The following is a 25,418-nucleotide window of genomic DNA, read 5'->3' as shown; positions in this document are numbered from 1 at the left end:
ATCTGGCGTTTAAAGAGCGGCATATTCAGACAAATTTTTCCAAAAATTGTGACGCACATCTTGCAAAAAACCTTTTTCAAACACGCTCCAGAGCGTGCAGATTGCAGGAATACTTTTTCAAATACGCTCTAAAACGAGGAGTGCCCCGGCAGTAGCTGCCGGGGCGATTATTATGAAAAAATTTTATGTGTAATGGTGTCATTACAACGTCTTCTGTGTATGTTCTTTCGAACTGATTATATAGTATCAGATACTTATGAACAAAATACATGCAAATTGTTAACGAATAATGAACATTTGTTTTATTTGCACAATTTCTTCTTTCATTTTTCTCTTTTTTTATAAATTTACCACATTTGCATCTTTACTTTAATTTGGTAAAGTTATACATTTTGCACATTTTACATTTCTCATTCGAATAATCCTTTTACAAATTCGATTAACTTCGACACAAGACCTTTGGCATCATCCTTTGTAACCCCCATATCCTGCAGCTTACTGTATACAGAATTTACATCGCTTCTAAGAGCATCTTCGTCAATTTTTGCATCCAGAACCTTGCGTACTACAGAAACAAGGGAATCTACCTCTGAATCAGAAAGAGATACCCCAAAATGGTCTGCTGCCTGAGTTACAGCACTTCGTACCTGGTCATCTGTGATGTTCTGCTGGTCTACAAGATCCTTGGCATACATAATAATGTCTACTGCTTTTCCAGGGTCAGAAGCAAGAAAATCAATTCCACTGTCCAGAAGACTTTCTACTACTTCTGTATCACTGGATGCCATAACCGGCATCGGCATGGAACATGCAAGAACTCCTGCAAGGATAAGTGCTGCTGATTTTTTCATTTTTATCATGATAATTACCTCCTGATTGAATGTTGCTGTTCAAGACTTGCCCAGTAACGATTAAATGTCATCTGTTTAAATCTCTCCAGTAACAATTAAATAGCTACTGTTCATGGTCTGACCAGCAATAGTTAATATTCTGTTCACACACTGCTGGAATCTGGTCATATTTATGATCTGATTTCCTCATATCAAGTAATTTTCTTCTGAAATTTAATCAATACCGGAAATAAATCTTCCTCCAGATTCCAGCCCATTATACTACACCTTTTCCTTTTATTTGTAAAATGTATCTAAAAACTTTATAATCTTTTTATAACTAATCTCCAAAAACAGCCCATTTTTCCAGGAAGTTACAAATCTTTTCAAATTCGTTCACTAATTTTTCATAAGATAAACACGATTCTTTCAAACTTTCCCGATATACTAACATCATAAAAATAATAACAGCCAACATTATTTTTATAAAATTTCTTTTTCATATGTCAGTCACCCAAAAGTGATTGACTCTCCTTCCTTTTAAAAAATATATTTGAGACAAAATAAAAATCACCCGTCTAGCCACCGGGTGATTTTTATTTGTATAAGATTTATGCAGTAAATCATTTCCGAACATGTGAAGGATCACGGGAGCCGCAACGCTGCGAAGCAATCCGAAGATATCAAGAACGGGGCTTACGCCCCGTTCTTGATATCTATCTCAATTTATTAAATGCGTTTGCAAGATCAGCAAATTCTGCTAAAGTAAGCGCTTCGCCTCTCACATTTACCGGAATTCCGGTCTCTGCCATAGCTTTCTCAATTTCCTCTTTTGAAAAATCAAGCTCCTGGGAGTTCTTCAGTCCATTTACCAATGTTTTTCTTCTCTGATTAAAAGATGCCCGGATCAGCCTGAACATCAGCTTCTCATTGTCCACCTGCACTGGCGGCTCTTCATATCTCACAAGCTGGATAACAGCACTTCCCACCTTCGGTCTTGGCATAAAACAGTTTGGCGGAACATTCGCAATGATCTGCGGTCTGGCATAATACTGAACAGCCAGAGACAAAGCACCGTAATCCTTTGTTCCAGGACCAACCTGCATTCTGTCTGCCACTTCCTTCTGTACCATAATGGTGATGGAAGAAATGGGAACATGGTTTTCAAAAAGTCCCATGATGATTGGTGTGGTAATATAATAAGGCAGATTGGCAACCACCTTGATAGGCTTGCCCCCATTTTTCTCCTGTGCCAGCGCCGCAATATCAACTTTCAGGATATCCTCGTTGATCACAATCACATTATCCCAGTCTTTCAAAGTATCATTTTCCAGAATCGGGATCAATGTCTTATCAATCTCTACAGCCACCACTTCTCTGGCTGCCTCAGCCAGATACTGGGTCATGGTTCCAATACCCGGTCCGATTTCCAGAACAAAATCATCCTTGGTGATCTTGGAAGCCTCGATTATTTTTTCCAGAACATGGGTATCGATAAGAAAATTCTGACCAAACCTTTTCTGGAAAGCAAAATTATACTTTTGAAGAACTTCAATGGTATATTTCGGATTTCCTAAATAAGGTCTGGTCATATTAATTTCCTCTTTCTTTTAAATTATTTAATCATTATCTGCAAATCACACAATCTGGGCAGCTGTCTGCAATTCCCCTATTACTTATTTTGCAAAATCTTTCTCATAAAGAACCGTAAATCCATCACGGTCTACTCTCTTTTTCTTATTAAACTTCAGAAGTCCGCCCTGGGATTTCGCCATTGCTGCGTCAAGCATTTCCTTAACTGCGCCAATGTTCATAGGCTGGTCTTCTTTCTGGTTCACACCGATCAGATTATACAATGCAAGCATTCCCATCTGGTCGATCTTGTAACCATTTTCCTTGGTGTAAACTCTTGCAAAGTTTACAAGTTCATCATTGGTAAATACCGGAATGTTGATCATGGATGTAAACTTCTTGGCGAATTTCGGGAATCTTGCAATCAGCTTACGCATTCCGATCTTCTCATCCTCAATGATCACAGTAAGTCCGTCTGTGCGGAACTCCATAGCCTTATCCAGAATATCTACTGTTTCCTGTGTCAGCTGGTTAGCATTCTCAATGACAAGGAAACCACCGCTAAGCTTGCCGATCACTTTCGTAATATCCATCTCGTTCAGCTGGTCGGCAAATACATAAGCCACCTTGGAAGCCGGCAGATTCAGCTCTTTACAGATTGCCGGAATCAAGCTTGCGATCAGTCTTGTCTTACCAGTTTCTTTCCCACCCATGACGATCACGTTTCCAGTCTTGGAGGTCTTATCAGCAGCCGCCATCTGCACATCGCAAAGTGCACTGATCAGCTGTTCCCGCATTCCCGGAACCTTTACAAAATATGTAAACAGCTTCTTCTCATCATCGGTGAGTGATTTCTCTCTTGGCACAATGTCAGATGGATTTCTCTTATCCTTTGGCTGAATAGAATCGATAAACTGTTCCAGTTCTTCTTCCTCGGAAAGAGATTCAGAAGACTCTTCTTCCTCTTCATCCTCGTCAAAATCAAAGTTTTCGTCCTCAGAATCTTCCGGTTCTTCCTCTGCATCTTCAGTTTCAACCACATCATCAGCAGCTGGAGGCATATCCTCATCCTCTTCTTCTCCAATGCTCTCTCTGAGAAGCTTGGCAATAAATTCATCCTCAGACATGGAATCATCAGAAGGCTCTTCTTTCTCCTTATGTCCTGCCGGACCATTCATAAACTCATCCTCAGCAGCCTGAAGATCCTCTTCGGAAAGGAATTCCTCTTCCTCAAGTTCTACAACCGGCTTTTTCTGTTCTGGTTCTGGCTCGATTTCTTCCTCGTCCTCAGTGATAACTTCCTCTTCTTCCGGAATCTTCTCTACTTTTTCTTCTTTTACAGCTTTCTGAGGTTGTGTAGATATTTCTTTGGCGACTTCTACAATTTCTTTATTTTCTTCCTGAACTTTCTCTTCATCTACCTTCTCATCCGGAATCTCAATTCCCTGTGCAGAAGCAGCAGCAAGAATCGTATCCTCCAGATTGAAATTTGAAAAATCAAATGCAGGTTTCTCGTCTTTCATTTTCTCCGCAGCATCAGCCTCATCACTGAAAAGGTTATTCTGTACAGGTGCCTTGGGAACCTCAATCTCTTCCGGTACCATATTCTTCATAGAATCCGGAATATTCAGTGTAGGCATTTTCAGGTTCTCAACAGGTGTTTCTGTTTCTGTGGAAAATGCGTTCTTCTCTTCTGCAGACTCTGAACGATCTGCATTCTCTAAACCTTCTGTATTTTCTTCTGAAACTGCTTCCGCTGATTTCTCTGCAGTCTCATCTGCTGTATTCACAGATTCTTCAGCAACAGTCTCCTTGGTATTCTCCACTTTCACCTTGCCAGTTTCAGGCTCCAGCTCCGGTACACTTTCATATTCTTTCTCAGAAGCCGGATCACGAAGCATTTCTTCCTGAACCTCTTTCGTCTGCTCAGTGGAAACAATGCTGTCTTCCATTTCATCCATCTTACGGCTTCCAAAAATGTCACGAAGTCCTTTGGAAATTTTATCCTGAAGACTCTCTACGCCATCCAGATCCTCGCTCTTGATCTGAATACTTTCAATAGATTCGCTTCCCTGGTTCTCAGCTTTCGGTGCTTTCTCTTCTTCCTTGATGGTATCTGCTTCCTCAGGTTTCAGAAGCTTCGGTACAAACTGCTGTTCATACCGCTCTTTCTCCGCGCCAGTAAGAGCACCCATACGCTGTTTCAGGTCCATAGCCTTCATCACGTAGTTACCCTCGTTGAACCAGAGAATGATCTCGTTGCAAAGCTCCAGACATTTCTCTTTGTCACCATCCTGATAGTACAGTTTGGCAAGCTCGTAAGACCATTTTTCGGTAAATTCTTTCTCCTTATAATCCTCCAGAACCTTGATCTGCTCTGCAAGAGGAGCCTTTTTTACTTTCAGGATCTTGTATTTCAGGATGTACTGCGTATTATCATTTGGCGCAACTTCCCTGTACTCCTGATAAAATTCCACTGCCTCGGAAACCTGTCCCAGCTTCAGGGAAACTTCTACAAGACGATAAAGAATGTTCTTACCAATGGAGGCTCTGTGATAAGCCAGCAGGAAAATTTCCTTGCTGTCCTCATAGCGTTTATTGGCAGCATAGATTTCACCAACCACACAAAGGGTACGAACATTTTTCACACGGCGCCAGTCAATGCTGTCTACAACATTCATGGCTCCCTTATAGTCTTTCTGTTCTACTAAATGGTTAATCTCTTCAAGTTTAACCCGAAATTCCTCTTTGTCCAAATTTTTCACCAACTTTCCATAGTTAATGCCAGTTTAGCATATCGCATACTACTTCGCAAGCTTATTTATCTGCAGGACCCCCTATCGGTTGATACACATGCCCCGCCACAACGTGAAACACTTTATTGATTGTAAACTGATGACTGACAAAATCATCCAGACCAGTACAGGTGATCATGGTCTGAATATCATGAATACTCTCAAGAAGATAATTCTGACGGCTGCTGTCCAGCTCCGAAAGGACATCGTCCAGAAGCAGAACTGGTTTATCATGAATGATCTTCTCCACCAGATAAATCTCCGAAAGTTTCAGGGAAAGAGCTGCTGTTCTCTGCTGCCCCTGCGAACCATATTTGCGGATATCAATTCCGTTCACAGCCACCATTAGGTCATCCCTGTGAGGTCCGGACGAAGTCATTTTCATCCGAAGATCCCGGTCTCTGTTGCGGAAAAGGCTCTCTTCCAAAGCCTCACTCTCCACGCTTGGTTCATATATCACTTCTATATTCTCAATACCGCCGGTAAGATTTCTGTGAATTTCCTTAATGATCTCATTAAGGGACTCCACAAATTCTCTTCTTTTGCCAATGATCTTACGGCCATAATTTACCAGCTGCATATCCCATACATCCAGAGTCGCTCCAAGATCCGGTCGCTTATACATATCCTTCAGCAGCTTATTTCTCTGATTCAGAACATGATTGTATCCGGCAAGATCTGTGAGGTATAGTTTATCCAGCTGACAAAGCTCCGCGTCCATGAATCTTCGTCGCTCTCCCGGACCGTTTTTGATAATATTCAGATCCTCCGGGGAAAAGAAAACCAGATTCACCACACCGAGAAGCTCTCTCGCCTTCTTTATGGGAAGCCCGTTGATTGCCACACCCTTGGCCTTATTTTTCCGAAGATGCATGTCGATCTTGTAAGACATGGAATCTTTTCCAACCATCATACGGATATGGGCTTCATCCTGTTCAAAGCGGATAATCTCTCGGTCTTTGCTTCCTTTATGGGATTTGCTGGTTCCGCACAGATACACAGACTCCAGGATATTTGTTTTTCCCTGGGCATTATCCCCATAAAAAATATTGGTTCCTTTGTCAAAAGAAAGTTCCAGCGATTCGTAATTTCTGAAATTGCTTAATTTTATGGATTCAATATAAGCCATTTTACTCGTTTCCGGACAGAACCTTCACATCCTGGCCATTATAGGAAATAACGTCACCGCCATAAACCTTGCGGCCTCTTCTGGTATCTACTTCGCCGTTTACTTTTACAAGTCCGTCGTTGATCACATATTTTGCCTCAACGCCGTCTGATACAAGGTCAGCAAGTTTCAGTGCCTGGCCAAGTTTGATAAATTCATCTTTGATTCTGATTTCCAATTTTCTGCCTCCACTCTTCTGGCATCACGACTGCAATTTATTTTCCCGACTGTCTCCAGCCATTATTTGCAGCCCGTGTTCACTTCCATTCCTCTTCCAATTGTCTGTTACGTTTCTCTCTGTGGCAAGTGTCATTATCTTGCCTGGTTCTGATTTATGTTAACCGGAAGAATCAGATACGTGTAAGTTTCTTCCTCATCTCTGATAAAGCAAGGTGCTTTCGGATTCACCAGGTAAATGTCGATGGTCTCATCATCAATAACCTTCAGTGCATCGATCAGGAACTTGGGATTAAATCCGATCAGAATATCTTTACCCTCTTTCTCAATATCAATATCCTCGTTCATGGAACCCATTGCAGAATCAATCTTCAGCTCCATGCTGCCATCTGTAATGTGGATAATGATCGGTTTCTTATCTCCTTCTCTTACAAGAAGTGTGGCACGGTCGATACAATCCAGGAATTCTTTTTTGTTAATGGAAAGTTTGGTCTCATAATCGCTGGAAAGCATCTGGTCAATACGGAAATATTCCCCTTCGATCAGACGTGAAACTACCATAGTCTGGTCAAATTCAAATAAAATATGATTGTTTGTGAAGAAAATGCTGACTACATCATCCATTTCTCCGGATAAGATCTTACTGATCTCATTCAGAGTCTTGCCTGGAACTACAACCTTGCGATCTGAATAGTCTTTCTTCAGAGGCATTTTGCGGATCGCAATACGGTGTCCATCCAGAGAGACAATTTTCAGACAATTATTCTTAATTTCAAACAGCTCACCAGTCATTAATTTGTTGTTATCGTTGACTGCAATTGAGAATATTGTCTGATAAATCATATTCTTTAATGTATATTGAGAGATAGTTAATGGTTCATCTCTTTCAATCATAGGAAGATATGCGAAATCTTCTCCTGATTTTCCAGGAATATTAAATTTTGCTTTCTCACAGGTGATAGTTGCAGCGAATTTTTCATCAGTTTTAATGGTAACATCGTTGTCTGGAAGTCTTCTGATGATCTCGTAAAAGATTTTCGCATTCAGGGCAACCATTCCTTTTTCTTCTATAGTACCTTCGACAATGGTTTCGATTCCAAGTTCCATGTCATTAGTAGTAAATTTGATCTGATTTGTTGTTGCATCAATCAGAATACATTCCAGAATTGGCATAGTTGTTTTGGATGGTACAGCTTTTAAGGAAATGCTGACGCTCTTCAACAAGTTACTTTTGGAGCAAATGATTTTCATAATGTGTATAACTTCCTTTCTGGAGAAAATGGGTTTTTCATTAAATATATTTAAGAAGATATCCGCCGTATCCGCCGTAGGGGGTGTGAATATGTGAAAAACTCACTTCCGCCCAGTGAATAAAAGGGTTTCGGGTATGGATAACTTCGTGTAAAAGCATTGGTTTAGAGTGTGAATAACCTGTGTAAAACCACATAAGCGATTTTGTCACCAAAAGTTATTCACATTAATACACATAATGTCAACATCTTATACACATGAAATGTGGAAAAATGTGTTAAGTTTGTGGATTAATTTTTTTCTTTAATGTATCGATGGTGTTCTGGAGCTGTTCGTTGGTCTGGAGCTCCTTTTCGATCTTTTCTACGCCGTGCATAACGGTAGTGTGGTCGCGATTTCCAAGATACTGTCCTACATTTTTCAGCGGGATCGCCAGAATTTCACGGCAAAGATACATTGCCACCTGTCTTGGCATCACGATCTTGGAACTTCTTTTATTTCCACAAAGATCGGCAGTACTTACATTAAAATGCTCTGCTACCATAGAAATAATGTAGTCTGCAGTAATCTGTTTATTTTCATTCGGTGCGACGATATCCTTCAGAGCCTGCTCGGCAAGTTCAAGGGTAACCTCTTTTTTCTCCAGTTTTGCATAAGCAACTACCTTATTGAAGGCACCTTCCAGCTCACGGATGTTGGATTTGATATTATTTGCAATATATTTGATAACATCTTCGCTTACATTGTAGCCGTCCATGTCTTCTTTTTTATGAAGAATGGCCATCCTGGTCTCGTAATCCGGCAGAGTAATATCCACGATCAGTCCCCATTCGAATCTGGAACGGAAACGCTCATCCAGAATTTCCATATCCTTCGGCGGTTTATCGGAAGATATGATAATCTGTTTGTTTGCACTGTAAAGGCTGTTGAAGGTGTGGAAAAATTCCTCCTGCGTGGATTCCTTTCCTATAATAAACTGAATATCATCAATGAGAAGGACATCAATGTTACGGTATTTCTCGCGGAATTTACTCATGGCGGTGTTATTTCCATTACGGATGGTCTCGATCAGCTCATTGGTAAATTCTTCACTTGTAACATAGAGAACCTTACTGTTATCATCATTTTCAATAATAAAGTGGGCGATGGAATGCATAAGATGGGTCTTGCCAAGTCCTGCACCACCATAGATAAACAGCGGATTGTACGTATTTCCCGGAGATTCCGCTACTGCCAGGGCTGCAGCCTGAGCCAGTTTGTTGTTGCTGCCCACGATAAAAGTATTGAATGTATATTTGGGGTTCAGATTTGCTTCTTCACATCTGGCCTTAAAACGGTTGTCCTGATCAGGCGCAGCGTCGGAAATGGATTTCTTCGCCGGGACGTCTTCTGGAAGGATAAATTTCACTTCGCAGTCGGTCATTCCGGTAACTTCGCTTATGGTAACCTGCAGAGGCAGTTTGTAATTCTTATTAATGTAGCTTAATCGCACCTGGTCGGAAGCGACGATGGTAACTACATTTCCACTGACATCATAAACCTTCAGGGGTTTCAGCCATGTGTCGAATCGAACATCGGAAAGATCGTGCTCCTTTTTCACAATTCCCAGGATTTCATCCCATTTTTCTATTACTGTGCTCATTTTTTCCTCCCGTACACATCTGATTGTTTCTTATATTAAATGATGCCGTCCGTCGGCGACATGTCCGTTTATCAAAATACCAGCTGGAAACAGGAAATTAGGGTGTGGCAGGCTAAATATACCGGAATTTTACTGGTATTTTGATAAACGGACATAAATATCCTTATATATATTATAATAAATCCTGTCTTTTCGCAACGACAAAATCTTATTTATATAGGAAATTTATGTGGAAAATTATGCACATTCGGAGAAAAAATTAAGATTGCTGTGGATTACCTAAAAGAATGAGGGGACGAGGAGGAAAATGTTGTTTTGAAGCTAAAAATAGGAAAAATAAATGGGGAAAAGTATAGAATTGTCCACAAAACATCCACAATTTAAAAAAATTGCAGTGGATAATAAAAAAATTCAAGGAAAAAAATGGGGGATATCTTGTGAATAAACTGGAAAGTTATCAACATTTTGTGTGTGGATAAATGTGGATAAATAGGTTGATAACCATTCTGGTTACCATAACATGGTTTTACGGGTTTCAATAATGAAAAATTATGTGTATAACTCTATCCACTGTCGAATCCCCTCGAAATATACCGTTTTTTGTGACATATGCGTTAAAATCAACAGTCAAAAGTGGATATTTTTGCTGATAATCCCCAGGTTATCCACAAGTTATCCACAAAATGTGGATAATGTTACGTAAACCTTTTCAAAATGACAGGTTATGCACAGTGTGGAAAACTTTGTGGATATAAAAAATTCTAGGAAAGCAAGAATTTTTACTTGACGAGAATGCCATTTATGAATATAATTGAAATGATGTTCTGATTAGGTTAATAATTTTAAATTCCATATAGATAAAGGAGGTGCTTTACCTATGAAAATGACATTTCAGCCGAAAAAAAGATCTAGAGCGAAAGTCCATGGCTTCAGAGCTCGTATGAGCACAAAAGGCGGACGTAAAGTATTAGCTGCCAGAAGATTAAAAGGAAGAAAGCAGTTATCTGCTTAAGACCGTTAAGACCGCAGTTACTGTGGTCTTTTCTTCTATACAGAAATAATTATTTCAATATCATATAAAGGAGAATCAGATGGAATACTCAGACTCCTTAAAGAAAAATAACGAATTCCAAAGGGTATACCGAAAAGGAACATCACAGGCAAATCGGTATCTGGTGATGTATGTGCTTGAGAACTATGACAGGCACATGGAGAATCGTCTGGGAATATCTGTAAGTAAAAAAGTTGGGAATAGTGTGGTACGCCACAGAGTCACCAGACTGATACGAGAGAGCTACCGCCTGAATGAAAGATCCTTCCGTCAGGGACTGGACATTGTAGTGGTCGCAAGACCAAATGCAAAGGACAAGTCCTATCAGGAGATTGAGAGTGCGCTTATGCATCTTGCAGGCAGAATGAAGATCCGCCGTGAGGCTGAGCTTCATGTGGAAGATTAAACGGTATTTGGGCAGTATTGTTGGTTCGGTAAAGGAGCGGCAATATTGAAACAGATTTGCAGGAGAAATTATCATGAGCAGATTTAGTCCAAGGAATATCATGATTCATATGATTCGTCTCTATCAGAAATATATATCGCCGATGAAGAGAACAAAATGTCCTTATATTCCCACATGTTCTCAATATGGTTTAGAAGCAATTCAAAAATATGGTGCGTTAAAGGGCGGGCTTCTTGCAGTGTGGAGAATTTTGCGCTGCAATCCTTTTTCACATGGAGGATACGATCCTGTGCCATAAACTGTACTGAAACAGATGGTGTACAATAAATGACACTTTAAACTGATTTTCAGCACAAAAACTCAAACTTTGACAATTGAATAGTTACACCGAAAAAGCCTAGGAGGAAACAAACTTGGATATGATTTTATTAACGAAGAGCAGTGTCCCGATTATTGGACAGGTTGCTTCTATTATGGGCTGGATCATGGACGGGATTTACAGAGTTCTTGATCTGGTGGGTATTCAGAACCTGGGTCTTTGTATCATTATCTTCAGTATTATTATTTATGCACTGATGACACCATTGCAGGTTAAACAGCAGAAGTTTTCTAAGTTAAGCTCTGTTATGCAGCCTGAGCTTCAGAAGATACAGAAGAAATACAAAGATAAAAAAGACCAGGCGTCCGTGCAGAAAATGCAGGAAGAAACTCAGCTTGTATATCAGAAATACGGTGTTTCACCTACCGGCAGCTGTGTGCAGCTGTTGATCCAGTTTCCTGTCCTGATGGCATTATGGCAGGTTATTTACAAAATTCCTGGTTATGTTGGCAGTGTAAAGAATGTTTTCACAGGCCTTGTTGATCAGATCACAAGCGTAAGTGGCTACACAGACCTGATCCAGAGCTTTATCACAGACAATAAGATGACTCGTGTACAGCTGGCGCTGGATAACGGAAAAGCGACCAGTAATTCTGTCATCGATTTCCTTTATGCATTATCTCCATCTCAGTGGAAAGATCTTGCATCAATGGATCAGTTTAAGGGATTTGCAGATACCATTAACACCACGTCTGCAGAAATTTCCAAAATGCAGAATTTCTGTGGATTAAACATTGCAGATCAGCCTCTGAACTACATTAAGGCTGCTTTTGAGGGAGCATCTATTGCACTGGCAATCGCTGCACTTCTGATTCCTATTCTTGCATGGGCGACTCAGGTACTGAACTATAAGCTTATGCCACAGGCTACTTCATCTGCTGAAGGAGCTGTTGATACGATGCAGGCTTCCATGAAGACTATGAATACGGTTATGCCGCTTATGTCAGCAGTATTCTGTTTCACATTCCCGGTAGGTCTTGGTATTTACTGGATTGCAAGTGCGGTTGTAAGAAGTGTTCAGCAGTGGTTTATCAATCGTCATCTTGATAAGATGGATATCAATGATCTGGTAAACGAGAACATGAAGAAGATGGAGAAACAGCGTACGAAAGAAGGACTTCCGCCGCAGAAGATCACCAATCAGGCAAACCAGTCTACTAAGAATATCAATACCAAGATTGATAAAGGTTCCAGTAACACAAACGCAGAAGAGAGAGCCAGAAAAGTAGAGGAATCCTACCAGAATGCAAGAAATGCAAAACCTGGAAGTATTACAGCAAAAGCAAATATGGTCAGGGATTTTGACGAGAGAAATAAGAAGAAGTAATTGTTGTCGGGAACGGAGGGTTTCATAGATGGAGGAGTTTATCCAGTTTTCAGCAAAAACGAAAAATGAAGCAATCACCAAGGCGTGCATCGAATTAGGTGTTTCCAGTGATCAGCTGGAAATTGAAGTGGTTTCTGAAGGTAGTTCCGGATTTTTTGGCATCGGAAGCAAACCGGCAATCATTAAAGCACGCAAGATCAATACAGTTTCTGAAGAGGATGAGATACAGGAAATCGTTGATACTGTTAAAGTGGATGCGATTAAGGAAGAGCAGAATAGAAAGCCTGCCAAACCTTTTGTAAAAGCTGAGAAACCGGCACCAAAGAGTGAACCGGTGAAAGAAAAAGCACCTGTAAAAGAGGCGAAAGAGCCAAAGCCTTTTAAAGAGCCAAAAGAAAAACAGCCGCGCCAGCCGAAGGAGAAACCTTTTAAGGAGCGTCCTGTAAAAGAAAAACCGGCAAAAGAAAAAATGCCGAAAGAGCCAAGAGAAGAGAAGCCGAAACAGTCCAAACCTGTTGAGATCATCACAGATCCGGCAGAGATCAAAGAAGTGGAAGAGAGAGCAATTGTTTTCCTTCGCGACGTATTTGCATCTATGAATCTTGGTGAAGTGGAGATCACTTCCAAATACAACACAAATGACGGTTGTCTGGAAGTTGCTTTTGAAGGAGAGGATATGGGAATTCTCATCGGTAAGAGAGGACAGACCCTTGACTCCCTTCAGTATCTTACAAGCCTTGTTGTAAATAAGGGCAAAGCAAACTATATCAGAGTAAAGCTCGATACAGAAGATTACCGCAGACGTCGTAAAGAGACTCTGGAGAATCTTGCAAGAGGAATTGCCTACAAGGTTAAGAAAACCAGAAAGCCAGTTGTACTTGAGCCGATGAACCCATATGAGAGAAGAATCATTCACTCAGCACTTCAGGGCAATAAGTATGTAGAGACTGTCAGCGAGGGCGAAGAGCCGTATCGTCATGTGGTTGTAAAATTAAAAAGATGGTAAATCTTGCATAAAACATCTGAATGTGTTATAAAAGATTTGCAGAATGAATAAGAGGTTATTCCAGGTGAAAGATGGAAGAACTGAAGCGTTATGCTTTTGTTTTAATATCTTTCCCTGGGGTAACTTTTTTTGTATAATAAAATAATATGAGTGTCAAAAGATGTGTTAAGTTTATAATTTGGATTGTAATTTACATGGAGGAAATCACATGAATACAACGATTGCAGCGATATCTACTGCTGTGAGTGCTTCGGGAATCGGAATCATCCGAATCAGCGGCCCGGAAGCCATGGACGTTATATCCCGCATTTACCGTTCCAAGGGCGGGAAAAAGAAAATTAAAGAAGTGCCCACCCACACCATTCATTATGGTTATATCTATGACGGGGAAGAAATTGTGGATGAAGTTCTGGTCATGGTCATGCGCGCACCCAAAACATTCACAGGAGAAGATACCGTGGAGATTGATTGTCACGGCGGTGTCTATGCCATGAACCGGGTTCTGGAAACGGTTTTGAAAAACGGTGCCAAGATTGCTGGTCCCGGGGAGTTTACCAAGAGAGCCTTCTTAAATGGCAGGCTGGATCTTTCCCAGGCAGAGGCAGTTATGGATGTGATTCAGGCGAAGAATGAATATGCGCTGAAAAGCTCCATGAGTCAGCTGAAAGGTTCTGTACAGAAAACCATCAAGGAGATTCGAAGCGACCTGATCTACGAGATTGCTTTTATCGAGTCTGCTCTGGATGATCCGGAGCACATCAGTCTGGAGGGATATCCACAGAAATTACATGGAATTGTGGGAAAAGAGCAGAAATCCATTGAAGAGTTGTTGAAAACCTCCACAGATGGCAAGATCATCCGGGAAGGAATTGAGACGGTTATCGTGGGTAAGCCAAATGCAGGTAAGTCCTCCCTGTTAAACCTTCTTGTAGGGGAAAATAAGGCCATTGTAACGGATATTGAGGGTACTACAAGAGATATTCTGGAGGAGTATATTACTCTTCATGGAATTACGCTGAAAATTGTGGATACAGCAGGTATCCGCGAGACAGAGGATGTGGTGGAGAAAATCGGTGTTTCCAGGGCACGGGAGGTTGCAAAGGGTGCAGATCTGGTGTTATACGTAGTAGACAGCTCTACACCGCTTGATGAAAATGATGAAGAAATCATTGAAATGCTGAAAGACAGAAAAGCAATTGTACTGTACAATAAAACAGATCTTGTTTCGGCTGTGAGTATGGAGGCATTAAAGGAGAAAATCAACCATCCTCTCATTCCGATTCTGCGAAAGAGGAGACTGGAATTGCCAAGCTGGCGGATACCATTAAGAGTATGTTTTTCAGTGGGAAAATCTCTTTTAACGATGAGGTTTATATTACAAATGCCCGTCACAAAGAGGCATTGGAAGAGGCAGCAGACAGCCTTGCAATGGTAAAACAGAGTATTGAGGATGGCATGCCGGAAGACTTCTTTTCCATTGATCTGATGGCTGCTTATGGAAGCCTTGGAAAGATCACAGGAGAGGAAGTTGGGGAAGATCTGGTGAATGAGATATTTAGTAAGTTTTGTATGGGTAAGTAGTGGCAGAGGGACGCGATAATATATGAATGAGTGTGTTATAGAGGAGATAAAAATGAAACATTTAGAGGAGAATTATGACATAGTAGTGGTCGGTGCTGGACATGCTGGCTGTGAGGCAGCGTTGGCTGGGGCGAGATTGGGATTGAATACGATCATGTTTACGGTAAGCGCAGAGAGTATTGCGCTGATGCCTTGTAACCCAAATGTAGGCGGTAGTTCAAAGGGACATCTGGTCCGTGAGTTGGATGCTCTTGGTGGAGAGATGGGAAAAAATATTGACAAGACTTTTATTCAGTCTAAGATGCTGAACTGTTCCAAGGGTCCGGCAGTGCATTCCCTTCGTGCTCAGGCTGATAAGCAGGCTTACAGTAATGAAATGAGAAAGACGTTGGAGAATCAGGAGAACCTGACCATCCGCCAGGGAGAGGTTACCAAGCTTCTGGTAGAGGATGGCAAGATCACAGGTGTGAAGACGTATTCCGGCGCTGTCTACCATTGTAAGGCGGTAGTTTTGTGTACTGGAACTTATCTGAAAGCACGCTGTATTTACGGTGATGTAAGCAATTATACAGGTCCAAATGGACTGCAGGCAGCCAATTATCTGACTGATTCTCTGAAAGAACTGGGAATTGAAATGTTCCGTTTCAAGACTGGAACACCTGCCCGAATTGCAGGAAATACCATCGACTACAGCAAGATGGAAGAGCAGTTTGGGGATGAGAGAGTAGTGCCATTTTCTTTTTCCACAGATCCGGAGGATGTGCAGATCGAGCAGAAATCCTGCTGGCTGACTTATACCAATGAGGCTACCCATGATATCATCCGTGCAAACCTGGATCGTTCCCCACTGTACTCTGGTATGATCGAAGGAACTGGTCCGCGTTATTGCCCTTCTATTGAGGATAAAGTAGTTCGTTTTGCAGATAAAAAAAGACATCAGGTGTTTATTGAGCCAGAGGGAATGTACACAAATGAGATGTACATTGGCGGTATGTCCAGCTCTTTGCCGGAAGATGTGCAGGAGGAAATGTACCACAGCGTACCAGGCCTTGAGCATGCAAAAATTGTGAAGAATGCTTATGCTATTGAGTACGATTGTATTAACCCAAGACAGCTTTATCCAACGCTGGAGTTTAAGAAAATTAAAGGTCTTTTCAGTGGCGGACAGTTTAATGGAAGTTCAGGTTACGAGGAGGCAGCAGCCCAGGGACTGATCGCTGGTATCAATGCAGCCATGGAAGTGCTGGGAAAAGAGCAGCTGATCCTGGATCGTTCTGAGGCTTATATCGGTGTTCTCATTGATGATCTGGTTACAAAAGAGAACCATGAGCCATACCGTATGATGACCAGCCGTGCCGAGTACCGTCTACTTCTCCGTCAGGATAATGCGGATCTGAGACTTCGTAAAAAGGGCTGGGAGGTAGGTCTTGTAGATGACGAAACCTATGCAAAAGTAGTGGAAAAAGAACGCTTGATAGCGGAAGAAATCCAGCGTGTGGAGAATACAAATGTGGGTATGACAGAGGCAGTTCAGAGCCTTCTGGAAAGCAAAGGAAGCACACCACTTAAGTCAGGAATCAGTCTTGCAGAGCTGATCCGCAGACCGGAGCTTTCCTATGCAGAGGTGGCTCCTATTGATAAGAACCGCCCTGAACTTGCCTGGGATGTGCAGGAGCAGGTAAACATTAATATTAAATACGACGGTTATATCCGCCGCCAGATGAAGCAGGTAGAGCAGTTTAAGAAGCTGGAAGCCAAGAAAATTCCAGAGGATCTGGACTATGAGAAAGTAAAGAGCCTGCGTATTGAGGCACGGCAGAAACTGGAACTTTACAGACCTGTTTCCATTGGACAGGCATCCCGAATTTCCGGTGTTTCACCGGCGGATATTTCGGTGCTGCTGGTTTATATGGAGCAGTATGGGAAGGAGCGTCACTAAACGGACGCGTTTCTGCAAGTAATATTCCACGCAGGTCGGTTGGGCACTAGAGCGTGTTTGAAAAAGGCTTTCTGCAAGATGTGTGTCACAATTTGTGGGAGATTTTGTTCGGATAAGGGCGCCGTAGCGGGCTACGGCAACCGAATTCGGGCAAAATCTCCCGCAAAGTGGGGCGTGCAGACTGCGGAAATGATTTTTCAAACACGCTCTACGGTGAAATAACTGGTAACTACGACTAAGACGCTTGGGAGAGACCTCTCGTCTAAGTCGATCTGACCAGTGGATTTCACCTTCGTTAAAAACGCACCTGAAATGACCTGCTAAAGAATATTACTTGCAAAAACGCTGTGTATTAGCAACTGGAAAGTAAAAAAATAAGTAGTTTGAGGTATAAGGAGAAGTTTATGGAATATGATTTAACCCTCTTTGAGAAAGGACTTGAAGAGCTTGGAATTGCTCTGTCCCAGGAGCAGAAGAAGCAGTTTATCACTTATTATGAGTACCTTGTAGAGAAAAATAAGGTAATGAATTTAACTGCAATTACCGAGTACAACGAGGTAATTTTAAAGCATTTTCTTGACAGTTTATCTATCGTAAAAGTTGGCAGTTTTGACCAGAAAAAGCTGACGGGAAAGTCCGTGATCGACATCGGAACCGGCGCTGGTTTCCCTGGAATTCCGCTGAAAATAGCTTTTCCAGAGCTTAAAATTACCCTTCTGGATTCTTTGAATAAAAGGGTGAATTTCCTTAATGAAGTAATCGAAATGCTTGGATTAAAAGACGTAACAGCCATCCACGGAAGAGCTGAAGACTATGCGAAACAGAAGGAACACAGAGAAAAATACGACTTCTGTGTCTCCCGCGCAGTAGCCAATCTAAGCACCCTTTCCGAGTATTGTATCCCCTTCGTAAAAGAAGGAGGCAGCTTTATTTCTTATAAATCCGGCAAGATTGATGAAGAGCTTGCGCAGGCAGAAAATGCTGTGAAAATCCTTGGTGGAAAAGTTCAGGATGTAGTGAAATTTCCACTTATGGACACGGATATGGATCGTTCTTTTGTGGTGATCAAGAAGATGAAACCGACCGCCAAGAAGTACCCCAGGAAGGCTGGCTTGCCGGCGAAGGAACCGCTGGCGTAGAATATGTGTTAATATTAAGATAACTTTAGTCCTGAAAGAGGAAGAAATCCGTACTATATTTCTCTCCGATAATATCGGCGATTTTTTCTGAGATAACATAGGTTCTGTCTCAATCACTTTCAAAGGAATTGTCTTCATTGGGAATAGTTTGGTTAGTAGCTTGGTTAGTGTGATTAACCAAGCTACTAACCAAGCTCTTAAACATAACCATAATATCCTCACACTTAATCGTATATTCTGGCATAGGATTTCCAGCTTCCTCGCAACTGTCTTTGATTTTTCCTATTCCACATCCCCGTGCCTTAGAGCGTGTTTGAAAAATCATTCCCGCAATCTGCACGCCCCACTTTGCGGAATGTATTTTATTTTGGGACACATTTCCAACACAAAATAATCACATATTTCTCACATAATTATCTAAATTTCCTCACAGGTTGCACATAAAATAATCATAGATAGATGCATGGGATAAGCCATGCATCTGCAACTTGAAGGAGGTAAGAAACTTGATTGAAGTAAAAAATCTGGTAAAACGCTACGGCGATCACACCGCTGTAGACCACCTTTCTTTTGAAATAGAGAAAGGCAAGATTTATGGTTTTCTGGGCCCCAACGGCGCCGGAAAATCCACAACCATGAATATGATAACCGGCTATATTGCATCTACCGAGGGAACAGTAGTCATAGACGGTCATGATATTCTGGAAGAACCTGAGGAGGCAAAAAAATGCATCGGATATCTACCCGAAATGCCGCCCCTTTATTTTGATATGACCGTTCTGGAATATCTGAAATTCGTAGCAGATCTGAAGAAAATTCCTAAAGATAAAAAAGCCACTATGATCGAAGAAATCATGGACATGGTAAAGATTACTGACATGAAAAATCGTCTGATCAAGAACCTTTCTAAAGGTTACAGACAGAGGGTTGGTATTGCGCAGGCTGTGCTTGGTTACCCGGAGGTTATTATTTTGGATGAGCCGACTGTCGGTCTTGACCCAAAACAGATCAACGAAATCCGCGATCTGATCAAAGGCCTGAAACAGAAACACACCGTTATCCTTAGCTCCCATATTTTGTCCGAAGTCAGCGCCGTTTGCGACTACGTGCTGATCATTTCCCATGGAAAACTGGTAGCCAGCGATACCCCTGAGAATCTGGGAAAACTGGCAGCAGGCTCAAACAACCTGAATCTGCTTGTAAAAGGTCAGAAAGACACTATCAGAGCCGCTCTGGAGGCCGTAGAAGGGGTAAAAGAGGTTACGGTAAAGAAAAGCCCGGAGGAAGGCGTATATGCCATTACAGTGGGAACAGAAGAGAATATGGATGTGCGTGAAAAAGTGTTCTACAGTATGGTAAATGCCAGCTGTCCGATCCTTGAAATGCAGTCTAAGAAAGTTTCTCTGGAGGAGATCTTCCTTGAACTTACAGAGAGCGAGAAAAAGATAAAGATGCGTCAGGAAAAAAATCCGGAAAATCTTTCTTTAAGACGGCAGCAGATGCTGAGAAGTATTTGAATGAGAAAAACGAAGATACTGTCCTTGATAATGGACTTGAAGAAAAAGACTTTGATGAATCGGGCAAAGTATCCAATGATGTGTCAGATAATGGACTGTCTGGTGATAAACAGGATAGTTTTGCCGCATCTGAGAAAGAAAAGGGGGAAGAGTAAACCATGCTTGCTATTTATAAAAGAGAGCTGAAAAGCTACCTGACCTCCATGGTCGGCTACCTGTTTATGTTTTTTGTGTTGCTGATCGCAGGTATTTACTTTTCAGCGTACCAGCTTTCAGCTGCTTACCCGAAATTTGAATATACTTTAAATGCCATGACCTTTGTGTTTCTGATTGCAGTGCCGATCCTGACCATGCGTGTACTTGCTGAGGAAAGAAAGCAGAAAACAGACCAGCTTCTGCTTTCTTCTCCAGTATCTGTATCCGGCATCGTAATGGGAAAATATCTTGCACTTGTGACTATTTATGCAATCCCTATTGCAGTTCTGGCAACCTATCCGCTGATCATGTCAAAGTTCGGAACCGTTGCATTTGGCTCTGCGTACACAGCACTCCTTGGATTTTTCCTTCTGGGAAGTGCAAACATTGCGATCGGCGTATTTTTCTCAGCAATCACTGAGAGCCAGGTAATTGCAGCAGTTCTTACCTTTGTATTTTTATTTGCTTTTTATATGATGAATGGAATTTCTTCCTTTTTCTCAGAGACGGCAATGTCTACATGTGTGACATTTGGCATTCTGATCATAGCGCTTAGCCTTATGATCTACAGTATGATTAAAAATGCAGTGATCTCAGGTGCTGTCTGCGTGATTGGAGAAGTGGCACTGGTAATCGTTTACGTTGTAAAATCCAGCGTGTTTGAAGGAGGAATCCAGAAGGTTCTTGAAGTGTTTAACTTAAGTTCACACTTTGAAAACTTTACAAACAGTATTTTTGATGTGACTGGAGTTCTTTATTTCCTGTCTGTCATTGCCATTTGTATATTCCTTACCATGCAGACAATTTTGAAGAGACGTTGGAATTAAGGAGGTGGGGAAAATGTTTTTTAAGAAGAAAAATGATAACAATATTGACAATAACGACAAAAACGTAATTAATATCGAAAGCGTCGAAAATAATAACAATAATAACAAAAAAGAAAAACGAAAATTTAAAGACAGTATTAATAAAAAGTACTTGAAAAATGGAAGCTACAGTTCTGTTATGATTGTTGTTTTCGTTGCTATCATTATTGTTATAAATATGATTGTAGGAAATCTTCCTTCAAAGTATACGCAGCTGGATATCAGCTCCGAGAAACTTTACACCATCGGTGATGAGACAAAAGCGATGCTGAAAGATCTGGACAAGGATGTAACCATATATCAGATCGCCCAGAGCGGAAGTGAGGATGAGACTATCAGTAATCTGCTTCAAAGATATGCAGATGAATCTGATCATATTAAGGTGGAGCAGAAAGATCCAGTGGTCAATCCTAAATTTGTCAGTGAATACACCAGTGACAACCTTTCCTCTAATAGCTTAATTGTTGTATGCGGAGACAGAAATAAGGTTGTAAATTATAACAATATTTACGAATCTACAATGGATTACAACACATACAGTTATCAGACAACAGGCTTCGACGGCGAAGGCCAGATCACAAGTGCCATCGCATATGTAACCAGTGAAAACCTGCCGGTATTGTACACATTAGAGGGACATGGAGAACAGGAACTTGATTCTACAATCAAGGAAGATATTGAGAAAGCAAACATGGAAATCAAATCCTTGAATCTGCTCACAGAAGGAAGCGTTCCAGAGGATGCCAGCTGTCTGTTGATTGATTCTCCTACAACGGATATCTCAGAGGATGAGAAGACCGCATTGATCAATTATCTGGAAAATGGTGGAAAAGCAATGATTTTCTCCGATTACACAGGAGAAAAAATGGAAAACTTTGATGCAGTGCTGAAAAACTACGGCGTAAGCAGAATAGATGGCCTGGTATTTGAGGGCGATGCACAGCATTATGCCGCTCAGATGCCTTACTACCTGGTTCCAACGGTAAACAGCACAGATATTACATCTGATGTTGCTTCTTCCGGATATTACATTCTGATGCCGTATGCACAGGGAATCCAGAAATCTGATGATGTGAGAGACACTGTAAATATTGAAAGTCTTCTTACAACTTCCGACAGTGCATATTCAAAGACAGATTTGAACAGCGGTTCTCTTGAAAAGGAAGACGGTGATGTGGATGGCCCATTTGACCTGGGCGTCAGCATTACAGAGAATGTAGATGATGATAAAGAGACTCATATTATTTATTATTCCACATCAAACCTGCTGCAGAGCCAGATAAATCAGATGGTTTCCGGTGGAAATGAGAAACTTGTGATGGCTTCTTTAAGTTCTCTGGTAGACACAGAAGACAGTACAACAGTCTCTATCTCATCAAAGAGCCTGGAAGTATCTTATCTGACTTTGACAGCATATGATGCAAGCTTCTGGAAAATCTGTACCATTGGTCTGATTCCTGGAGCATTTCTGTTGATTGGATTTATGATTTGGTTAAAGAGGAGAAAAGCCTGATGAAGAAAAAATCAGTAAATCTTATTACAGCAGTGGGCGTTTTGGTTGTCCTCAGCGGCGCATACGTGGGCGTAAAAGCCTACGTAGCCAAGCAGGAGGTCGCGGATACCGAAAGTGCGGAGGAAGAAAATCCGGAAATTATTTCCATAGCGTCAGCTGATGTAAAATCAATAAAATTTGTAATTGATAAAAAAGAAGTTACCTTTGAAAAAAATGGAGATTCCTGGGTGAAAAGTGATGAAACTGCTTTCCCGGTAGATCAGGATAAAATGGATACACTGGTCAGCTCCCTGAATTCTATAAAAGCGGAAAGAACACTGGAAAATGTGGAGGATGCATCAGAGTATGAACTGGATGAGCCGGAGAACACGATCACTGTTACCACAGAAGATGGGGGAACGACAGTAATCCAGCTTGGAATGGAGAATGATTCCACAAGTCAGGAATACATTGACTTGAACAAGGATTCTTCTACAGTTTATGTAGTAAGCAATTCCACGTTTTCTTCTTTTAAGGGAACTTTGTACGACTTTGCAAAAAGCGGCGTTTTCCCAACTGTGGATTCCTCTACGGTCAGCAAAATTTCTGTAGATGGAAAAGATTCTTCCTATGTTGTAGAGAAAGATGAAAATAATTTCTGGAATATTACTGGTGATGGAGAGACTGAGAAAGCAGATTCCGCGAAGGCCACTTCCTTAGCCAGTACATTATCCAGTGTGGCTTATGCAAGTTATGTAAATTATAACTGCGCAGAAGATGAGCTCTCTCAGTATGGATTAGATAAGCCGTATGCAGAGATTACAGTGGATTATCAGGAGAAAGTTGAGAAAGAGTCCACTGATGATGAAAACGAGGCTGAAAATGGCGATGAGGAGGTCTCAGAGGCATCTGGGGATGAGAACCAGGCGGATGAAAATGCGGATTCTGAAACAGATGGAAGCGAAAGCTTGGATGAAGATGCGGATTCTGAGACAGATGGAAACGAAAGCTCAGATGAAGATGCGGATTCTGAGACAGATGGAAACGAAAGCTTAGATGAAGATGTGGATGTGGCAGACACAGAAGATTCAGAAGCTGTAGAAAATGAGAATACAGATGAAACAGCAGATGACAACGTCGAAGCAGAAGATACAGATGTAACTGAATCAGATGACGAGGCTGGGGTGGAAACAGCAGATACTGAATCCGCAGAAAGTTCTGAAGATGCAGAAGAAGATTCAGAACCGGAAACTGAAATGGTTGACAGAGAACTTGTAATTCAGGTTGGAGATCAATCTTCAGATGGTGGAAGATATGTTCGGGTGAATGACAGCAACGAAATTTATACAATATCCGAGGATTCTCTTGATACTTTCCTTGGAAAAACAAATGCTGATTTCTGGGATTTGACAGTAAGCTATTTGTCTGCAAATAATCTGGATACTCTGGATGTGAACTACGGAGGAGAAGATTATATCGTAAATGTTTCACGTGAAACATCTGAGGATGAAAACGTAGAAACATCGAATAATGAGACGGAAGATGAAGATACAACAGATAGTACCAGCAGTGATGTTGCCGACGGCAACGATGTAGAGGGAAATGCTGCTGATGATAACACTTCATCAGGTGATTTGACTGGCGAAGATACTGAAAATACAGATGACAGTTCTTCTACTGCAAGCACCACAAGTTCAACCAGTGTAACCTTATCTTATACACTAAATGGAAAAGATCTGGACAGCACAACATTTACAACGTTCTACAATAAGCTGATCAACATGACAGCGCAGAAACGTCTGACTGATGAATTTAAGTCCAATGCAGATCCGGAAATGACTGTGAAATTTACAGATATAGATGGAAATGAAATGGAAGTGGAGTATTATTCCTATGATACAAATTACTATGCCGCTGTTATAAACAAAAAAGTATATCTGGTAAATAAAATGACAGTAAAAGAACTGTTTCAGGCATTTGAATCTGTAACTGGTGAGAAAGAGGAAAACGAAAAAGCTGAGACAACAGATCCTGAAACAAATGCTTCTACAGATAATGCTGAAACAGAAACGACAGAGGCTTCAGAGGATGCTGAAGAGTAGTAGTAGCTGAAAAAATGATAAAAAAAGATCTTTGCCTGTGAAAAAAACAGGACAAGGATCTTTTTTACTGTTTGAAAAAAAACTGTTGAATTGCCTGTTACATAAGAATTCTACTGGATATGAATATGCGCGTACATCGTTTTGCAAATAACGATATCAATCAAGCTGGATGCGTGAAGTTGAAGGTGCAGATGGAAAAAAATGTGTGGCGGGCTACGCCAGAGCGTGTCTAAAAAATCATTCCTGCAATCTGCACGCCTTGCTTTGTTATATATCTTATTCGGATTTGGTCGCTGTGGTTCACTACAGCAACTGAATTTAAGTTAAAGCTCCTGTGAATTGTGGCATGCATTTAAAAATCATTCCTGCAATCTGCGTGCCAAATTTTGTGGTATATTTTGTCCGAATTCGGTTGTCGCAGCTCGTTACGACGCCCTCATCCGGGCAAAATCTCCTACAAATTATGACGCACATCTTGCAGAAAGCCTTTTCCAAACACGCTCTGGTCCGCTGACATTTCAAATGGTATGAAATATGTAATTAATGTTGGCTATTTTGTCTGTTTGAATTTCTATATGCATTGTTTTTGAAAATAAAATTTTAAAAATCTTTGAATTTTACTCATATGGTTTTACATTAGCCGACTATATAAAAAGTCCGAAAACAGAAACTTTGCTTTTGCTTTCTGAAATATTACGGTAAATATAAAATGTAATAATAACTTTTATAAAATAAAAACCTACTAAAACATACAATAAAGTCCAATAAATAACACTTAACGACACGATGATACAACAAAGACCTATTTAATGTACTTTGAACAACAAAACAGGCAAATGAATCGTAAAAATCCTCTGAAAAATATATTGTTATGTAAAAATATACTTTTAAACAATTCTAATTAAAACAAAAAGATTGTATAAAGATAAAATGGAACAGCGCATAATTGAAAAAATAACAAAATAACAACAAAACAATACGAA

General features: G+C 40.9%; 21 protein-coding genes and 3 pseudogenes. 15 read left to right on the top strand and 9 right to left on the bottom strand.

The features are described from left to right. Positions 1–410: 410 nt before the first annotated feature. The 7 genes from DW904_RS11925 to dnaA all read right to left on the bottom strand — a co-directional run bounded on the left by DW904_RS11925 (position 411) and on the right by dnaA (position 9,435). On the bottom strand, positions 411–860 hold the full coding sequence (locus tag DW904_RS11925) for a DUF1002 domain-containing protein (protein WP_118580844.1): 450 nt from the start codon (positions 858–860) through the stop codon (positions 411–413). Between the two features lie 686 nt (positions 861–1,546). Beyond that, positions 1,547–2,422, bottom strand: coding sequence for a 16S rRNA (adenine(1518)-N(6)/adenine(1519)-N(6))-dimethyltransferase RsmA (gene rsmA / locus DW904_RS11920; protein ID WP_118580841.1), 876 nt, complete (start codon positions 2,420–2,422; stop codon positions 1,547–1,549). 84 nt (positions 2,423–2,506) lie between these two features. Beyond that, a complete protein-coding gene (locus tag DW904_RS11915) occupies positions 2,507–5,167 on the bottom strand; it encodes a hypothetical protein (protein WP_243110409.1) in 2,661 nt (886 codons plus the stop codon). Positions 5,168–5,219: 52 nt separating this feature from the next. Then, positions 5,220–6,326 (bottom strand): DNA replication/repair protein RecF, encoded by a 1,107-nt coding sequence (gene recF / locus DW904_RS11910; protein ID WP_118580835.1) that lies wholly within the window; start codon positions 6,324–6,326, stop codon positions 5,220–5,222. A 1-nt stretch (position 6,327) separates the two neighbouring features. Further along, positions 6,328–6,543 (bottom strand): RNA-binding S4 domain-containing protein, encoded by a 216-nt coding sequence (locus DW904_RS11905; protein WP_118580832.1) that lies wholly within the window; start codon positions 6,541–6,543, stop codon positions 6,328–6,330. A 134-nt stretch (positions 6,544–6,677) separates the two neighbouring features. Beyond that, the gene (dnaN, locus tag DW904_RS11900) at positions 6,678–7,793 is read right to left on the bottom strand and encodes a DNA polymerase III subunit beta (protein WP_118580829.1); all 1,116 of its coding nucleotides are present in this window, start codon (positions 7,791–7,793) and stop codon (positions 6,678–6,680) included. Positions 7,794–8,070: 277 nt separating this feature from the next. Beyond that, positions 8,071–9,435, bottom strand: a complete 1,365-nt coding sequence (dnaA, locus tag DW904_RS11895) for a chromosomal replication initiator protein DnaA (protein WP_118580826.1) — start codon at positions 9,433–9,435, stop codon at positions 8,071–8,073. Between the two features lie 877 nt (positions 9,436–10,312). Here dnaA and rpmH point away from each other — a divergent pair. The 7 genes and pseudogenes from rpmH to mnmG all read left to right on the top strand — a co-directional run bounded on the left by rpmH (position 10,313) and on the right by mnmG (position 17,124). Beyond that, on the top strand, positions 10,313–10,447 hold the full coding sequence (gene rpmH / locus DW904_RS11890; protein WP_005423866.1) for a 50S ribosomal protein L34: 135 nt from the start codon (positions 10,313–10,315) through the stop codon (positions 10,445–10,447). Between the two features lie 79 nt (positions 10,448–10,526). Then, the gene (gene rnpA / locus DW904_RS11885; RefSeq protein ID WP_118580823.1) at positions 10,527–10,892 is read left to right on the top strand and encodes a ribonuclease P protein component; all 366 of its coding nucleotides are present in this window, start codon (positions 10,527–10,529) and stop codon (positions 10,890–10,892) included. 73 nt (positions 10,893–10,965) lie between these two features. Then, entirely contained in the window at positions 10,966–11,190 is a 225-nt protein-coding gene (gene yidD / locus DW904_RS11880) for a membrane protein insertion efficiency factor YidD (RefSeq protein ID WP_118580820.1), read from the top strand. A 121-nt stretch (positions 11,191–11,311) separates the two neighbouring features. Then, a complete protein-coding gene (gene yidC, locus DW904_RS11875; RefSeq protein ID WP_118580883.1) occupies positions 11,312–12,598 on the top strand; it encodes a membrane protein insertase YidC in 1,287 nt (428 codons plus the stop codon). A 28-nt stretch (positions 12,599–12,626) separates the two neighbouring features. Next, positions 12,627–13,604 carry an RNA-binding cell elongation regulator Jag/EloR gene (gene jag / locus DW904_RS11870; RefSeq protein ID WP_118580817.1) on the top strand — a complete coding sequence of 326 codons (978 nt, stop codon included), beginning with the start codon at positions 12,627–12,629 and terminating at the stop codon, positions 13,602–13,604. Positions 13,605–13,812: 208 nt separating this feature from the next. Further along, positions 13,813–15,185 (top strand): annotated as a pseudogene (gene mnmE, locus DW904_RS11865) (tRNA uridine-5-carboxymethylaminomethyl(34) synthesis GTPase MnmE). Positions 15,186–15,237: 52 nt separating this feature from the next. Further along, complete coding sequence (gene mnmG / locus DW904_RS11860) at positions 15,238–17,124, top strand: tRNA uridine-5-carboxymethylaminomethyl(34) synthesis enzyme MnmG (RefSeq protein ID WP_118580814.1); 1,887 nt, start codon at positions 15,238–15,240, stop codon at positions 17,122–17,124. On the opposite strand, the pseudogene DW904_RS25575 reads toward mnmG, so the two are convergent. Further along, positions 17,062–17,265 (bottom strand): annotated as a pseudogene (locus tag DW904_RS25575) (DUF6783 domain-containing protein); the annotation flags it as partial. The gene mnmG and the pseudogene DW904_RS25575 overlap by 63 nt on opposite strands. Between DW904_RS25575 and DW904_RS25570 the strand changes: the two are divergent. The 7 genes from DW904_RS25570 (at position 17,203) to DW904_RS11825 (ending at position 24,435) form a co-directional block, all read left to right on the top strand. Continuing rightward, positions 17,203–17,346, top strand: coding sequence for a DUF6783 domain-containing protein (locus DW904_RS25570; RefSeq protein WP_347562132.1), 144 nt, complete (start codon positions 17,203–17,205; stop codon positions 17,344–17,346). The pseudogene DW904_RS25575 and the gene DW904_RS25570 overlap by 63 nt on opposite strands. Positions 17,347–17,528: 182 nt before the next feature. Further along, positions 17,529–18,263: a 16S rRNA (guanine(527)-N(7))-methyltransferase RsmG gene (rsmG, locus tag DW904_RS11850; RefSeq protein WP_118580808.1), complete on the top strand. Its 735-nt coding sequence runs from the start codon at positions 17,529–17,531 to the stop codon at positions 18,261–18,263. A 506-nt stretch (positions 18,264–18,769) separates the two neighbouring features. Beyond that, a complete protein-coding gene (locus tag DW904_RS11840) occupies positions 18,770–19,780 on the top strand; it encodes an ABC transporter ATP-binding protein (protein ID WP_118580802.1) in 1,011 nt (336 codons plus the stop codon). Then, positions 19,777–19,935, top strand: coding sequence for a hypothetical protein (locus DW904_RS22905; protein WP_202187713.1), 159 nt, complete (start codon positions 19,777–19,779; stop codon positions 19,933–19,935). Before DW904_RS11840 ends, DW904_RS22905 begins: the two co-directional genes overlap by 4 nt. A gap of 3 nt (positions 19,936–19,938) precedes the next feature. After that, positions 19,939–20,802 (top strand): ABC transporter permease subunit, encoded by an 864-nt coding sequence (locus DW904_RS11835; RefSeq protein WP_118580799.1) that lies wholly within the window; start codon positions 19,939–19,941, stop codon positions 20,800–20,802. 13 nt (positions 20,803–20,815) lie between these two features. Beyond that, positions 20,816–22,354 carry a GldG family protein gene (locus DW904_RS11830; RefSeq protein ID WP_118580796.1) on the top strand — a complete coding sequence of 513 codons (1,539 nt, stop codon included), beginning with the start codon at positions 20,816–20,818 and terminating at the stop codon, positions 22,352–22,354. Beyond that, positions 22,354–24,435: a DUF4340 domain-containing protein gene (locus DW904_RS11825; protein WP_118580793.1), complete on the top strand. Its 2,082-nt coding sequence runs from the start codon at positions 22,354–22,356 to the stop codon at positions 24,433–24,435. Before DW904_RS11830 ends, DW904_RS11825 begins: the two co-directional genes overlap by 1 nt. A gap of 318 nt (positions 24,436–24,753) precedes the next feature. Here the strand turns inward: DW904_RS11825 and DW904_RS25565 are convergent. Beyond that, a pseudogene (locus DW904_RS25565) lies at positions 24,754–24,870 on the bottom strand (DUF6783 domain-containing protein); the annotation flags it as partial. Between DW904_RS25565 and DW904_RS25560 the strand changes: the two are divergent. Then, the gene (locus tag DW904_RS25560) at positions 24,829–24,966 is read left to right on the top strand and encodes a DUF6783 domain-containing protein (protein WP_334285089.1); all 138 of its coding nucleotides are present in this window, start codon (positions 24,829–24,831) and stop codon (positions 24,964–24,966) included. The pseudogene DW904_RS25565 and the gene DW904_RS25560 sit on opposite strands and share 42 nt — an antisense overlap. Positions 24,967–25,418 lie beyond the last annotated feature (452 nt).

It is taken from the genome of Ruminococcus sp. AM42-11, from assembly GCF_003480145.1.
Taxonomy (GTDB): domain Bacteria; phylum Bacillota; class Clostridia; order Lachnospirales; family Lachnospiraceae; genus Blautia_A; species Blautia_A faecis.
This window is presented reverse-complemented; position numbering and strand designations above follow the sequence as displayed.